Origin of the sequence: Halomicrobium zhouii, assembly GCF_900114435.1 — an archaeon.
Classification (GTDB): Archaea; Halobacteriota; Halobacteria; order Halobacteriales; family Haloarculaceae; genus Halomicrobium; species Halomicrobium zhouii.
This window is the reverse complement of the sequence record NZ_FOZK01000004.1, coordinates 133,564-147,710: the sequence shown is the minus strand read 5'-3', so window position 1 is coordinate 147,710 and position 14,147 is coordinate 133,564. Positions and strand designations below refer to the sequence as shown.

Sequence of the window (14,147 nt, the reverse complement as noted above, 5' to 3'; positions counted from 1 at the left end):
CGATGGCCAGCGAACTCGACGGCGACGGTGACCCCGACACCAACGCCGACCCGCTCGCGGACGCCATCGCCGAGAACCCCGAAGCGGTCGCGACGTTCGTCCGGCGGCTCGACGGCGTCAACGAACTGCTCGACGTCCTCGCACTCGGCGAGGGGGCGCTCACCGACGAGATGGTCGTCGAACTCGCCGACACGACGTCGACGCTCGCGGAGTCGGCCGACGGCCTCGCGACGGACGAGACAGTCGCGCTGGCGGAGACGGTGGGAGAGAACGGCGCCGAACTGCAGGAAGCCCTGGAGACGCTTGTCTGCCTCCAGCGGACCGGGACGCTGGACGAACTCGCAGAACTCGCCGACGTCGGGTCGCTGGCGACGGCCGCCCTCGACGACGAGATGGTCACGTCGCTCGCGGGAACCGGCGCCGCGCTGGGCGAGATCGCCGACACGGCCGCGGACGAGGACACCCGCGACGGACTGGAGACGATGCTCGACGGCGTCGGTGCGGCCGAACGCGGCGACACGGAACCGGTCGGTCCCGTCGGCCTGGTCAGGGGGGTCCGGGACCCCGAGATCCAGCACGGACTCGGCTACCTGTTCGCCGTGGCGCGGGCGATCGGCCAGCAGCAGTCCCCGCCGACGTCAGACTGAACAGGGACGGTGTCCGAACGGGGACAGCACCCGAACAGGGACAGCACCCGAACGGGGGATCGCGCCCGAACGGGGGCCCAACCCGCCCCCGGCCCATCCCCGCCCCGTCCCTGCCGGCGATCAGTATTGTTGGAATGTCACAAAACTATTAACGCGACCAACCGTACACAAACCACCGACATCATCGCTCATGAACCCCACAGAACTCCGCGCGGACGTTCCCGCGCTCCAGGATGACGTCTACCTCAACTTCGGGGCCCACGGCCCCAGTCCGCGGTACGTCGTCGACGCCGCCGACGAGTTCGTCCAGCGTCACGAGTACCACTCGCCGGTCCGGGACGACCCCTACGAGACGGCCTTCGACGCGTTCGACCGGACGCGCGAGACCGTCGCCTCGTTCGTCGGGGCCGAGCCGGACGAGATCGCACTCACCGAGAGCACCACCGGCGGGATCAACGCGCTCGCGAACGCCATCGACTGGCAGCCCGGCGACGTCGTCGTGCGGACCGACGTCGAGCATCCGGCCGGGATCCTTCCCTGGCAGCGCCTCGAACGGGAGGGCGTCGAGGTGCGCGTCGTCGAGACGGCGGCGGGGCGAGTCGACCGCGACGCGTTCGCGGACGCGGTCGCCGACGCGCGGCTGGCCTGTTTCAGTGCCGTCACGTGGACCCACGGGACCAGGCTCCCCGTCGCGGATCTGGTCGACCTCGCCCACGACGCCGGCGCGCTCGCGCTCGTCGACGCCGTCCAGGTGCCCGGCCAGCTGTCGATGGACGTCGGCGAGTGGGGCGCCGACGCCGTCGCGGCCGCGGGCCATAAGTGGCTCCTCGGGCTCTGGGGCGGCGGGTTCCTCTACGTCGACCGCGAGGTCGCCGAGGGGCTCGAACCCCGGGCCGTCGGCTACCGGAGCGTCGAGACGCCGACGGCGGACCCCTTCGAGTACGCGGCCGGGGCCCGTCGCTTCGAGGTCGGGTCGGCCAACCCCGCGCCGCACGTCGCACTGGGCGAGGCGGTGAACGCCATCGACGAGGTCGGTCTCGGACGCATCGAGGACCGCATTCACCGGCTGGCCTCCCGGCTGGTCGACGGCGTCCCGGCCGACCGGGTGCTCAGCCCGTCGACGCCGGAGTCGGGGCTCGTGACCATCGACGTCGACGATCCGGCGGCGACGGTCGAACGGCTGGCCGCCGACGACATCGTCGTCCGCGACCTCCCGTGGCCGAACGCGGTCCGGGCGTCGGTCCACGCCGTCAACACCGAGGGGGACGTCGACCGGCTGCTCGACGGGCTGACACCGGAGTTCTAGTGGCTATTCTCTTCGTCGTGTACGCCGCGCAAAAAGGAGTTACTGCAGTTCGACGTCGCCGTCCGGGCCGACGGTGACGTCGTGGCCGCGGTAGGTGAACTGGACCGTGACGTCGGCGCCAGCCCGGTCCTGACTGCCGGAAACGAGCGCGTTCAATGCGTCGGCGTCGACGACGTCGCCGAGCGGGGGCTGCAGCGAGAGAAGGTCGGTCTCCTCGGCCGCGGCGACCGCGGCGAGGACGCGATCTACGGGTCGTTCCATCGGTTGGGTGTGTAACATGGGCAAACTGGTTCGTCGGGGGGTGATCAGATGAGGAGCTGGACGTCCGACTCGGCCATGTGCTGGAGCGCGGTGGCCGCGCCGACGCCGACAGTGACCTCGTCGTAGAACTCTGACTCGTCGTAGTCCATCAGTTCGATGGTCATCTGGCAGGCCTGGAGGTCGACGCCCTGGTCGAGGGACAGTTCGATGAGCTCCTCGATGCTGGCCGTGCCGTTCTCGTCGATCTTCTTCTGCATCATCTTCGTCGCCATGCGATCCATCCCCGGGAGCGCGGCGAGCGCGTTCGGCATCGGCATGCTCGGGTTGCCGACCGCCGAGAGCTGGAGGTTCTTGGAGTTCTCCTCGTGGAGGATGTCGAGCCCCCAGAAGGTGTGGAAGACGACGACCTCCCAGCCGAACGCCGCGGCCGTGCTGGCGAGGATCAGCGGGGGATAGGCCATGTCGAAGCTCCCCTTCGTGGCGACGATGGTCATCTTCTTCTGGTCGTCGCCGGCGTCGGTCTCGAGCGTGGCGACCTTGTCCTCCAGTTCCTCGACGCGGGCCTGGAGCTGTGCCTCGGTCAGGGGCTCGTCGTCGTCCGACGACTGCGTGTCCGTACTCATCTTACGCCGTCTTCTCCACGTAGTGTCTGTAGACGTCGCCGTCCTCGACCTGGTCGAGGAGTTCGACGCCGTTCGTCCCCTGGGCCCAGCCGTCGATGTCGCTCATGCTACCGGAGTCTGTCGCCAGTACCTCGAGGACCTCGCCTTCCGCGAGCTCGTCGATGGCGGACTTCGTCTTGACGACCGGCATGGGACACGATGCACCTTTGACGTCGAGCGTCTCCGTGATGTCGAATTCTGCACTCATGATCTGTAATCTCTGTTGCTCTGTATTGGAGCTACCTCACAATATTATTGTCGGAGGTAAAAGGATGTCGATTCTTGTGGGATGTGCGAATTACTACGGCGGGGGGTATGCCGGATCTACCCACCATATTACGGGGGGATGCGGTGTATTCACCCATCTCGCCCGGGTGTGGGGCAACGGTATTGTGCAGAATTCGAATTACTATGAAAACCCTTTTGTATACCCGTCCGATAGAAGGCAGTGTACGAAATGAATCCAGAAGACTTCCCGACGCCGGACGCGGACGTCGAGACGGTCCAACCGGAAACGCTGAAAGGACGCATCGACGCGGGCGAGGACGTCACGCTCCTCGACGCGCGGATGCAATCCGATTACGAGGAGTGGCGGATCGACGGCGACACCGTCGAGTCGATCAACGCCCCCTACTTCCACTTCCTCGAGGACGAGATCGACGACGAGGTACTCGAACAGATCCCCGACGACCGCGAGGTCACCGTCTTGTGTGCGAAAGGCGGCGCCAGCGAGTTCGTCGCGGGCACGCTCGCGGAACGCGGGTACGACGTCAACCACCTCGAAGACGGCATGAACGGCTGGGCGCGCATCTACGAGGCCGTCGAGGTCGACGGCTACGACGGCGCCGGCACGTTGGTCCAGTACCAGCGCCCCTCCTCGGGCTGTCTGGGCTACCTGCTCTACGACGACGGCGAGGCTGCCATCGTCGACCCGCTGCGCGCGTTTACCGACCGCTACCTCGCCGACGCGGACGAGCTGGGCGTCGACCTGAAGTACGCACTCGACACGCACGTGCACGCGGATCACATCTCTGGAGTGAGAGACCTGGACGACCAGGGAGTCGAGGGCGTCATTCCCGAGGCCGCCGTCGACCGCGGCGTCACCTACGCGGACGAACTGACCACGGCCGCCGACGGCGACACCTTCCAGGTCGGTGACGCGACTATCGAGGCCGTCTACACGCCTGGCCACACGACCGGGATGACCTCCTACCTCCTCGACGACAGCCTCCTCGCCACCGGCGACGGGCTGTTCGTCGAGAGCGTCGCCCGCCCCGACCTCGAAGAGGGTGACGACGGTGCGCCCGAGGCGGCGCGGATGCTCTACGAGTCCCTGCAGGAGCGCGTCCTCTCGCTGCCCGACGACACGCTCGTCGGCGGCGCCCACTTCAGCGACTCGGCAGAACCCGCCGACGACGGCACCTACACCGCGCCCATCGGCGACCTCGTCGCAGACATGGCCGCGCTCACGATGGACGAACAGGAGTTCGTCGACCTGATCCTCTCGGACATGCCGCCACGGCCGGCCAACTACGAGGACATCATCGCGACGAACCTGGGTCAGAACGCCGTCGACGACGAGGAAGCGTTCACGCTCGAACTCGGACCGAACAACTGCGCCGCGAGCCAGGAGTCGCTCGCCGGTGACTGACGCGGGTATCCACCAGTGATCGAACCAGTCCCACTGCAACTGACCGCCGAGCTGTTCCCGAACGGGGTCAGTCGCTACGCCGTCGGTGGGTTACTCGTCGGCCTCGGTGCCGTCGTCATCTACCTCGGGACGGGGATCGCCGCCGGGGCGAGCACCTTCCTCGAGTCGACGCTGTCGTACGTCTCCGACCAGTCCCGGTTCCAGCAGTACGTCTCCTCGCGCGACTGGCGCGTCGTCTTCACGCTCGGCATCGTCCTCGGCGCCGCGGTGTTCGCGCTGACGTTCCAGTCCGGCCTGGTGACGAGTTCGCTCTACCAGCCGGGGACGACCGGACAGCTCTACGACGTCGCCGGCGTCACCCTCTGGATGACCGACGTCCAGCCCTGGCGCCTGTTCCTGGGCGGCATCCTCGTCGGCATCGGCACCCGGGTCGGCAAGGGCTGTACGTCCGGACACGGCGTCTGCGGCGTCGGATCGGCTTCGAAGACGTCCATCGTCGGCGTGATCACGTTCCTGACGGTGGCCATCGGGACGGCCCAGGTCGTCGCTGCACTGGGGGTGAGTCCGTAGCATGACTCAGGATCGTCATCCGCTGTTCATGCCGCTGATACTCGTCGGCGGCGTGATCTTCGGCTTCGGGCTCGGCTTCAGCCAGATGGCCCGGCCGGAGGTCGTGCTGGACTTCCTCCAGTTCGAAGACTTCGGCTTGCTGTTCGTCATGTTCGGCGCGGCCATCGTCTCCGGCATCGCCTTCGCAGTGATGCCCCGGATACGCGACAGCGCCCCGCTGACCGGCGACCGCTACGAACGCCGGCTGAAACCCTTCGACCGGAACGTCCTCGTCGGCGGCGCCATCTTCGGCGTCGGCTGGGGGCTGTCGGGCATCTGCCCCGGCGCCGCCTACGCCAGCCTCGGCACCGGCAACGTCGCCATCCTCTGGGCGCTCGCCGGGATGTTCCTCGGCGCGTACCTCCAGGGTCGCTGGCGGAGTCGGGCGGCCACCGGCGAGCCCACGCCAGCGGGCGCGGACTAACTGACTGACTGATCGACTGACCGACTGACCGACTGACCGACTGACTGACTCGAATTCTTTCAGGCTACACCAGTAATGGAACTCGCTATCGTCGGCCTGTTCGTCGTCGCCACAGTCGCGAGTCTGTTCATGGCGTGGGTCATCGGCGCCGGGTCGAGCGGCGCGACGCCGTTCGCGCCCGCCGTCGGGGCCAACGCCATCACGACGATGCGGGCCGCCTTCGTCGTCGGCGTCTTCGGCTTCGCCGGCGCCGTCACCCAGGGCGCGAACGTCTCGGAGGCGGTCGGCCGCGGCCTCGTCGGCGGCGTCAGCCTCCCCGCGACGGGCGTCATCGTCGCGCTGGCCATCGGCGCCGGGCTGATGGCCGTCGGGATCAAGACTGGCTACCCCATCGCGACGGCGTTCACGGTGACCGGCGCGGTCGTCGGCGTCGGCCTCGCACTCGGCGGCACACCGGTCTGGGCGAAGTACCAGCAGATCGGCGCCGTCTGGGCGCTGACGCCGTTCGTCGGCGGCGGGATCGCCTACGCCATCGCCAGCGTCCTCCCCCGGGCGGACGTCCCCGAACGGTTCAGCGTCGCCGCGCTGGCCGGTCTCGTCGGCGCCGTGATGGCGAACGTCGGGTTCTCGTTTCTCGGCTCGGACGGGTCGGCGGGGTCGCTCGTCGAGGCCAGCCAGCGCTTGCTGGGCGCCGACGGCGTGTTCGTCGCCGTTGGCCTGTCGGTGCTGGCGGCAGCCGCCATCGCCACGCTCGTCTACGCGGACATCCGACGGGACGAAGCCGGCGGCCTGCGACGGGTGTTGCTGAGCCTGGGGTCGCTGGTTGCCTTCTCCGCGGGCGGGAGCCAGGTCGGACTGGCCGTCGGGCCGCTGCTGCCCATCCTCGACGACGTCGGTGCGATATCACCGTTCGTCGTCCTCGTCGGTGGCGGGGTCGGCATCCTGGTCGGCTCCTGGACCGGCGCGCCGCGGATGATCAAATCCCTCTCGCAGGACTACTCCTCGCTGGGACCGCGCCGGTCTATCTCCGCGCTCGTCCCGGCGTTTCTCATCGCCCAGCTGGCCGTCTTCCTGGGCGTCCCCGTCTCGTTCAACGAGATCATCGTCAGCGCGATCATCGGGAGCGGCGCCGCGGTCGGGGGCAGCGACGCGCTCAGCGCGCGAAAGATCCTCGTGACCGTCGGCGCGTGGGTCGGTTCGTTCGCCCTGGCGTTCGCACTCGGCTACGGGTCGATGGCCGTCCTGCGAGTCGCCTGACGTGAATGCTCCCACATCTCAGTCCCAGAACGACTGAATTCGCGCATCTAACTCCGACAGTACACGCGAAATCACCGCCCGCCAATCACCAGCAAACGTCGCATCCTCACCCGGCGTCGCCGCATCTGGCGGCGGATGCAGATGCTCCCGGTCGTTGTGACTGTTCGGATGCCTGTCCCACCGGCACTCCCACGACTCCCCATCGCGATACTGCTCCGAGTAATGCACGTTGAAATCGTCCGTCTCGAACCAGCGAATCCGAAGATACGCACGCTCCACACCTGCTGGAAAATACCCCGTATCGAACTCTGCAACGATGGCGTTTGGCGCGTACGGAGGCCAGTACTCGACGCTCGAGAACCGGGCGCTCCCGCGCAACCGCCGACCGATCCGCTCTAACACGTCACTATCGATACCACCGACACCACCTGTCGTATCCTCAGGCATTGACTCTCCCAGCGCGCCCACCCGACAGATCGTCACGACGTGCCGCATCTAGCAACGCCGCACGCTCCTCGACCGTCTTCCAGTCAGAGATCGCTTCCCAGACGTCCTCGACAGCGGCTTCGCGACCTGCATCGACCAGCGACACTTCGCCGGGAGATTCCGCATCGAAGCGCTCCCGGTACGCTTCTGCCGTGTCGAGTGTATCCTTGAGTCGCTCGACGATTTCCGTCTCCGAATACTGCTCGCGGATCTGCTCGACTCTGCGCCACCGTAGATACGAATCGTTCCGCTCGTACCGCACAGGCCGACCCGATAGCTCACGAACCATTCCCATCTCCGTAAACCAGCCGAGATAATCACGCGCAGTCTCCGTGTCACAGTCCGCACGCTCGGCTATCTCCGATACCTTCGTCGGCTCCCGCAACTGCATCACGACATCGAGCAGCCGCTCTCTCGTCGGGCCGCCCTTCAGCAGTTCCTCCGGCGACTCCCACGCATCGAAGTCAGGTGGCTCCTCGTCCTCACCGGGCATCCTGTCGGACGTATCGGTCGTATCCATACACCTACTATCGCCATTCTCTGTGATATATCTGGCGCACACAGAATTATTTCAGCACCCTGCCTTTTTGACACCCGCGGTTGTGCGTAGGGGTGATATATTGAACACATCGAGACCGGTGTGTTCCTGCGGACCGGCTCCGCGAAACACATCGATAGAGGGGTGTCTCTGGATTCCTTCCGGGGCTGGTATACGCCTGTTTTCCTCGCTGCCACCATCGAAGCGTAACCAACGCACTACGAGGGCTCTACCTGTACTAGTTGAATTCGAGCAGTCGGACACGTCCACGACACCGTCAGCGAAACGCCGTCCGGACGAGAGAAAAAGATCCGACAGCGTTTCGCCCCGCGATACCTCCCGACGAGGTCAGGCCGTCCGCGGCGGCGGCACCAGGTAGACGTTCCCGTCGGCCCGGGCGACGATCTCCTCGGAGACGCTCCCGAGCATCAGCCGGCGGAGGCGGCTTCGACCCCGTGACCCGACCAGCGTCGTGGTGGGCGTCACCTCGTCCTCGACGGCGAGGATTTCGTCGGCCGGGTCGCCCTGGCGGACCCGGGTCTCGGTCTCGATGTCCCAGTCTTCGAGCGTCGACGCGAGATCGGCGAGCCGGTCCTCGGGGTCTTCGGCGCCCTGGTCCTTCGGCGACCGGACGTGGACGAGCGTCGCCTCCTGGGTCGCGTGCCGGAGGTAGGAGAACGCGTCGAAGGCCCGCTCGGCGTTCTCGGAGAAGTCGGTGGCGTAGAGGACGCGCTGGAACAGGTGCTCGTGAAGCACCTCGGGTTCGTCCTCGGCGCGCTCGATGCGGTTGACCAGCAGCGGCACGACGGTCGACCTGGCGAGGTTTCGCGCCGTCGACCCGATGACGCGGTTCTCGAGGGGACTCTGGCCGCGCGACCCGACGATGGTCAGGTCGGCGCGGACGGTCTCGGCGATGCCGTTGATCCGGCGGTGTGGCGTCCCCCTGACGACGTGGGTCTCGACGTCGAAGCCGGCGTTCTCCATGACGTTCGCGTACTGCCGGAGCCCGCGCTCGCGTCGCCCTTCGAGGTCCATCCCGGGCATCCCGGCGTGGACGTTCGAGGGAACGACCGTGACCAGGTGAATCGTCTCGACGCCGATGCGCTGGAGACACTCGAGACAGGTCTCGTTCTCGATTGCCGCTTCGCTCGCCGCCGAGAGGTCGGTCGCGTAGATCGCTCTCATGATCGAACAGTCGCGCCCGTCGTATAATATTGTTTTGATTCCACAATACATGGGCCCGTCACTGGCGCCGCACAGCCGTCCCCTGTCACGCTCTCCCCTCGCGTTCGAGCGCAACCCGCACATCCTCGACCGGCGTGGGGTGCGCGTTTCGAATCGCTCCTGGACGGCGCGCGTGACGAATTTTCGGGCTATTTCGCCCTCGTTTCGACGGACTGCGAATCGGGCCGTATTCACGTAACGTACGAGAATATCTCCGTGGGTTTCCCGTGCCATCCGCTGCAGTAATATTGTACGTCTTTTCCAAAACTCCTATTACCACCCTCCGGCTAGCATCGAGCGAGCAGAACGGTATGATATTCACAAAACCATTCACATTCGGAGGTCGACAGCGATGATCGAGGTCGGAACGCTCTCACCGGCGGTACAGGCCGGTGTCCTCATCGGGGCGGTCCTCTTCGAGGCGATGATCCTCTACGTCGGCTACGGCTTCGTGGAACAGGTAGTCGGAAATCGACTGATCGAGCGCATAGAGAACAACTAACATGGACGTATTCGGAATCAGCCTGGCCGTGCTCGTGCTGTTCGTCGGGTTCGGCCTTCTGATCGGCGTTCTGTTCGGGTTCTTCGGGATGGGCGGGTCGTTCCTCGTGACGCCAGCCCTCCTGGTCATGGGGTACCCCTCGCGCGTCGCGGTCGGGAGCGGACTCGCGTTCGTCTTCGGGACGTCCGTCATCGCGACGCTGAAACACCGCGACCTCGGGCAGGTCGACTACAAGCTCGGCGTGTTGATGATCGCCGGGACGACCGCCGGTATCGAGGTCGGTAAGGAGGTCGTCCTCCACCTCGAGGAACTCGGTATGGCGGGAAGCATCATCAGCGTCACGTACGTCTTCCTGCTGGGCGGAATCGGGCTCTTCGTGACCTACGAAGCGCTGAAGGGCGACGGTGACGGCGGCGTCGACCACGACGCGGCCGACGCGGACGTCGACGCCGACGACATCCCCGACATCGCGAAGACGATCCAGTCCTATCGCGTGCCGCCGATGATCTCACTCCGCGGCGGGGTCTCGGTCTCGCTGTGGATGATCCTCGGCGTCGCGTTCGCGACCGGGCTCCTGTCGGGCTTCCTCGGCGTGGGCGGCGGCTTCATCCGCATGCCCGCGCTGTTCTACCTGATCGGCGTCCCGGTGCCCATCGCGGTCGGGACCGACCTGTTCGAGATCGTCTTCTCGGGCGGGATCGGCAGCTTCCTCTACGCGATGGACGGCGGCGTCGACCTCTCCATCGTGCTGCCGCTGCTGGCGGGCAGCGCACTCGGTGCCCGGGTCGGCTCCGCCGCGACGAGCATCGTCGACGAGGGCGATATCAAGGTGTACTTCGGCCTGATGCTACTCGGTGGCTCGCTCGCCGTGGCCGTGCGTGAAATCGGAAACGTCTACGGCATCGGCGTCTTCGACACCGTCAGTCTGGTGTTGATCCTGGGCTCGGCGCTCCTGGTCAGCGGGGCTGTGGTGTACAGCAGCGTCACCGCGCTCCGCGAGGAGTCCGGGTCACCCTCACACGCGCTGGACTAGGACTGACGTCGCATTCTGGCGCAGCATTGTGCGATCTATACACAAGTCTTTTAACGGTATACCGATTACCTAGGTTCGATACAGATGCCAGATTCGATGTCGGAACAACTCCAGCAGGACATGGAGTGCGAGGGGCTCCTCGAGTGTTTCCACGGACTCAAACAGCTCGACAGGGAGTGCTTCCAGGCGCTCGTCGGCTCCGAGGAACCGCTCACGGTCGACGAGATCGCCGAGGCCGTCGACCGCGAACGGTCGACCGCCTACCGCGCCGTCCAGCGCCTGCTCCAGACGGGCTTCATCCAGAAAGAACAGATCAACTACGAGCAGGGCGGCTACTACCACGTCTACCTTCCGACCGACCCCTCGAACATCGCCGACGACATGCAGCGGATGCTCAACGACTGGTACGCCAAGATGGGCCAGCTCATTCAGGAGTTCGAGGACAAGTACGAGCAGACCGAGACGGCCGCGCCCGTCGAAGGGTGAGGCGCCACCGCCCCGTATAGGCGCCACCGCCCCATATAGGCGCCACCGCTTCCCGTATAGGCGCCACCGCTTCCCGTATAGGCGCCACCGGTCCCTCGTTTTCCACCCCTCGCGCCCCTACGAGGTTCTATTTTCCAGCCGGTCTTGCTATCCAGTCGAACGCGACGGCCACGTTCCAGCGAGTGAGCGGTGCCGTCGTGAGCCGCAGACGTCGACCACCAGCGAGGGCGGCGACGGTGACCAACGGTCGGACTCTATTTCGAGGAATAAAACATGTTCGGCTGATCTTACTTCCCGGGATTCGTCGCGACGAGTTACTTGTACCAGCGCCTACGTAGCGACGATCGGATCCGTCGGTTCGAGCGTGCGCCCTCACTTCCCCACCCATGATCGACCCAGTGATCGCCAGTCGGCTCCAGTTCGCACTGACCACGATCGTCCACATCATCTTCCCCGTGATGAGCATGGGACTCGCGCCGTTTCTCGTCTACTTCACGTGGCGGGAGGTCCGCGGGGGGCCGCCGGTGTACGAACAGCTCCGGCGGTTCTGGACGAAGGTGTTCGCCGTCTCCTTCGTCGTGGGGACGGTGACCGGCATCGTCCTGGAGTTCGAGTTCGGCACCAACTTCGCGGCGTTCTCGGCGGTCGCTGGGGAACTGTTCGGTGGCCCGCTCGCGCTGGAGGGGATGATGGCGTTCATGCTGGAGGCGACGTTCCTCGGCGTGTTCGTCTTCGGGCGGGAACGCGTCAGTGACGCCCTGTACTTCGTCTCCTCGGTGGCGGTCGGGCTGGGGACCTGGCTCTCGGCGGTGTGGATCCTCGTCGCCAACTCGTGGATGCAGACGCCGCGGGGCTACGAGCTCGTCGAGCGCGGCGGTCGTGAGATCGTCACCCTCACCGACCCGGCGGCGGCGTACCTGAACCCGCGCTTTCCCTACATGTTCGTCCACATGCAGAACGCCGCCGTCCTCTCTGTCGCGCTGTTCATGGCGGGCGTCGCCGCCTACTACGTGTTCCGCCACCACGTCTGGGGGTACCCGGTCGAGGGCGTCTCGTTCTGGGAGACCACACTGAAGATCGCCCTGATCGCGCTCGTGATCACGGCGCCGCTCCAGGCGATCCACGGCGACCTCTACGCCCGCCACGTCTACGAGACCCAGCCCCAGAAGTTCGCCGCGATGGAGGCGGTCTGGGAGACGGACTCGTACGTCCCCGAGTACATCGTCGCCTTCCCGACCGACCTGGGCGACCTGACCGACCCGAAGGCCAAGGAAATCTTCGGCATCGGCATCCCCGGCGGCGCCTCGTGGCTGGCCAGCGGCGGCGATCCGGGGGCGACCATCACGGGACTGAACGAGTACGACGACGCGCCGCCGGTCGCCATCGTGTTCTGGTCGTTCCGGATCATGGTGGCGCTGGGGTTCTGGTTCATCCTGCTCGGGTTCTGGGGCGTCTATCGCTGGTGGCGGGGTGAACTCTACGAGGACGACCTCCTCCACAAGGCGCTGATGCTGTCGTCGCTCCTGGGCATCCTCGCCGTGGAACTGGGCTGGATCGTCACCGAGGTCGGTCGCCAGCCGTGGGTCATCCAGGGCGTCCTCCGCACATCAGACGGCGTCTCGCCCGGGTTGACGGGAGGTGAGGCGACCCTGACGCTCGCCGGGTTCGCGGTGGTCTACCTCGGCCTGCTCTCGCTGTACACCTACGTGATCGTCCGGATCATCCGCGCCGGCCCACCGAAGCGCGCGGAACTGCGAACGCGCGAGGCCGCCCCGGCGACCCCGGCGGAGGGGACCGCCGATGACTGAGTTCCGCCCCCTGCTGGCCGATACGCTCGCGACCCTGCCGCTCCCGGAGCTCTGGTTCGGCCTCGTGTTCTTCATCCTCGCGACGTTTCTGCTGCTGGACGGGTTCGACTTCGGCGTCGGTGCGCTGTTCGCGACACGCGCGGACGACGGCGAACGGGAGCAACTGATCGCCAGCATCGGGCCGTTCTGGGACGGGAACGAGGTGTGGCTGGTCGTCTTCGGCGGCGCGCTGTTCGCCGCGTTCCCCCGGGTCTACGCGGCACTCTTTAGCCGGCACTACCTGCTGATGTTCGCCATCCTCGGGGCGCTCATCCTGCGTGGGCTGGCTCCCGAACTGTACGAGCAACGCCACGACGAGGCCTGGCGCCGGTGGTGGGGCCGCGCCTTCGTGGTCGGGAGCGTGGCCGCCCCCTTCCTGCTGGGCCTGTTCACGGCGAACTGGGTGCTCGGGGCCACGCGGACGCTGACGCTCCCGGGGGTCGTCGTGGGACTCGCCGTCGTCGCCCTGACGGTCGTCGACGGGGTGGCGTTCCTCCGACTGAAGACCAGGGGCGACCTGCAGGCCGACCTCCGACGGAGCGGGCGACGGGCCGTTGTCGCGTACGTCGCGCTCGCGGTGGCGTCGCTTGGCGTTATCTACGCGACGACGCCCGCCGTCCGTCCCGAACTCACGTCCCCGCTCGCGCTCGCCCTGGTCGCCCTGACGGTCCTGTTCGCCGTCGGGTACGCCGTCGCGCTCGGACGCGACCGTCACTACCTCGCGTTCGCGGCGACGGGCGGGCTGGTCTACGGCCTCGTCGCCCTCGTCGCGACGCTCTCCTTCCCCTACGTGGACCGGGCGACCGGGTTGACCATCCAGGAAGCCATCGTCTCGCCGCTCTCGCTCCAGATACTGTCCGTCGGCACCCTCCTCTTGCTCCCGCTGGTGTTCGGGTACTTCGTCGTCCTCTACTCGGCGTTCAGCGGTCCCGTGGACCCGGAGGAGTCCTACTGATGACTGAATTGCTCTCCCGGATTCTCGTCACGTGGATCGAGTTGACGGTCGTCGGGACGGTCGGCGGCCTGGTCGGGACGACGCTCGGCGGACCGCCCGGTTTCATCGTGTACCTGGGGACGACGCTGCTCTCGGTCGGCGTCCTCCTCTACAACGTCGACCAGCTGGTGGCCGCCCGCGTCGACGGAACCCAGCGTACGGAGCGGCCGGGAACACCCGAAGACCGGTCTCCGTGACGTTCTCGTCCGCGGCCCCAGCG

At 66.6% G+C, this 14,147-nt stretch carries 18 protein-coding genes; 12 read left to right on the top strand and 6 right to left on the bottom strand.

The genetic code is table 11. From position 1 onward, the window contains the following. Positions 1-2: 2 nt before the first annotated feature. Both BM337_RS17830 and BM337_RS17825 read left to right on the top strand, forming a co-directional pair. Positions 3-647, top strand: a complete 645-nt coding sequence (locus tag BM337_RS17830) for a helical membrane plugin domain-containing protein (RefSeq protein ID WP_089818469.1) — start codon at positions 3-5, stop codon at positions 645-647. A gap of 190 nt (positions 648-837) precedes the next feature. After that, positions 838-1,953: an aminotransferase class V-fold PLP-dependent enzyme gene (locus BM337_RS17825; protein ID WP_089818467.1), complete on the top strand. Its 1,116-nt coding sequence runs from the start codon at positions 838-840 to the stop codon at positions 1,951-1,953. Positions 1,954-1,992: 39 nt separating this feature from the next. Here BM337_RS17825 and BM337_RS17820 read toward each other — a convergent pair whose 3' ends face one another. Genes BM337_RS17820 through BM337_RS17810 form a run of 3 tightly spaced genes read right to left on the bottom strand, consistent with a single transcriptional unit; the run spans position 1,993 to position 3,084 of the window. Next, positions 1,993-2,214: a HalOD1 output domain-containing protein gene (locus tag BM337_RS17820; RefSeq protein WP_245778694.1), complete on the bottom strand. Its 222-nt coding sequence runs from the start codon at positions 2,212-2,214 to the stop codon at positions 1,993-1,995. A gap of 44 nt (positions 2,215-2,258) precedes the next feature. Then, complete coding sequence (locus BM337_RS17815; RefSeq protein ID WP_089818463.1) at positions 2,259-2,837, bottom strand: DsrE/DsrF/DrsH-like family protein; 579 nt, start codon at positions 2,835-2,837, stop codon at positions 2,259-2,261. 1 nt (position 2,838) lies between these two features. After that, positions 2,839-3,084, bottom strand: coding sequence for a sulfurtransferase TusA family protein (locus BM337_RS17810; RefSeq protein ID WP_089818462.1), 246 nt, complete (start codon positions 3,082-3,084; stop codon positions 2,839-2,841). 249 nt (positions 3,085-3,333) lie between these two features. Here BM337_RS17810 and BM337_RS17805 point away from each other — a divergent pair, with 249 nt between their 5' ends. The 4 genes from BM337_RS17805 (at position 3,334) to BM337_RS17790 (ending at position 6,817) form a co-directional block, all read left to right on the top strand. Continuing rightward, positions 3,334-4,527, top strand: a complete 1,194-nt coding sequence (locus BM337_RS17805) for an MBL fold metallo-hydrolase (RefSeq protein ID WP_089818460.1) — start codon at positions 3,334-3,336, stop codon at positions 4,525-4,527. A 15-nt stretch (positions 4,528-4,542) separates the two neighbouring features. Then, complete coding sequence (locus BM337_RS17800; protein ID WP_089818459.1) at positions 4,543-5,097, top strand: YeeE/YedE family protein; 555 nt, start codon at positions 4,543-4,545, stop codon at positions 5,095-5,097. Position 5,098: 1 nt separating this feature from the next. Further along, positions 5,099-5,560, top strand: coding sequence for a YeeE/YedE family protein (locus BM337_RS17795; protein WP_089818457.1), 462 nt, complete (start codon positions 5,099-5,101; stop codon positions 5,558-5,560). 75 nt (positions 5,561-5,635) lie between these two features. Next, positions 5,636-6,817, top strand: a complete 1,182-nt coding sequence (locus BM337_RS17790; RefSeq protein ID WP_089818455.1) for an inorganic phosphate transporter — start codon at positions 5,636-5,638, stop codon at positions 6,815-6,817. Positions 6,818-6,835: 18 nt separating this feature from the next. On the opposite strand, the gene BM337_RS17785 is transcribed toward BM337_RS17790, so the two are convergent. The 3 genes from BM337_RS17785 to BM337_RS17775 form a co-directional block, all read right to left on the bottom strand. Continuing rightward, positions 6,836-7,264 carry a toxin-antitoxin system TumE family protein gene (locus BM337_RS17785; protein ID WP_089818453.1) on the bottom strand — a complete coding sequence of 143 codons (429 nt, stop codon included), beginning with the start codon at positions 7,262-7,264 and terminating at the stop codon, positions 6,836-6,838. Beyond that, positions 7,257-7,823, bottom strand: a complete 567-nt coding sequence (locus tag BM337_RS17780; RefSeq protein WP_089818451.1) for a DUF7342 family protein — start codon at positions 7,821-7,823, stop codon at positions 7,257-7,259. Before BM337_RS17780 ends, BM337_RS17785 begins: the two co-directional genes overlap by 8 nt. A gap of 366 nt (positions 7,824-8,189) precedes the next feature. Further along, positions 8,190-9,026: a universal stress protein gene (locus BM337_RS17775; protein ID WP_089818449.1), complete on the bottom strand. Its 837-nt coding sequence runs from the start codon at positions 9,024-9,026 to the stop codon at positions 8,190-8,192. A 391-nt stretch (positions 9,027-9,417) separates the two neighbouring features. Between BM337_RS17775 and BM337_RS21290 the strand changes: the two genes are divergently transcribed. The 6 genes from BM337_RS21290 (at position 9,418) to BM337_RS17750 (ending at position 14,124) form a co-directional block, all read left to right on the top strand. Further along, entirely contained in the window at positions 9,418-9,567 is a 150-nt protein-coding gene (locus BM337_RS21290) for a DUF7512 family protein (protein ID WP_177227668.1), read from the top strand. Position 9,568: 1 nt separating this feature from the next. Then, entirely contained in the window at positions 9,569-10,600 is a 1,032-nt protein-coding gene (locus BM337_RS17770; RefSeq protein ID WP_089818447.1) for a sulfite exporter TauE/SafE family protein, read from the top strand. 84 nt (positions 10,601-10,684) lie between these two features. Beyond that, positions 10,685-11,086: a helix-turn-helix domain-containing protein gene (locus BM337_RS17765; RefSeq protein ID WP_089818445.1), complete on the top strand. Its 402-nt coding sequence runs from the start codon at positions 10,685-10,687 to the stop codon at positions 11,084-11,086. Between the two features lie 386 nt (positions 11,087-11,472). Beyond that, complete coding sequence (locus BM337_RS17760; RefSeq protein WP_089818443.1) at positions 11,473-12,894, top strand: cytochrome ubiquinol oxidase subunit I; 1,422 nt, start codon at positions 11,473-11,475, stop codon at positions 12,892-12,894. Beyond that, the gene (gene cydB / locus BM337_RS17755) at positions 12,887-13,888 is read left to right on the top strand and encodes a cytochrome d ubiquinol oxidase subunit II (protein ID WP_089818442.1); all 1,002 of its coding nucleotides are present in this window, start codon (positions 12,887-12,889) and stop codon (positions 13,886-13,888) included. The genes BM337_RS17760 and cydB overlap by 8 nt, the downstream gene beginning before the upstream one ends. After that, entirely contained in the window at positions 13,888-14,124 is a 237-nt protein-coding gene (locus BM337_RS17750; RefSeq protein ID WP_089818440.1) for a hypothetical protein, read from the top strand. Before cydB ends, BM337_RS17750 begins: the two co-directional genes overlap by 1 nt. Positions 14,125-14,147: the final 23 nt, after the last annotated feature.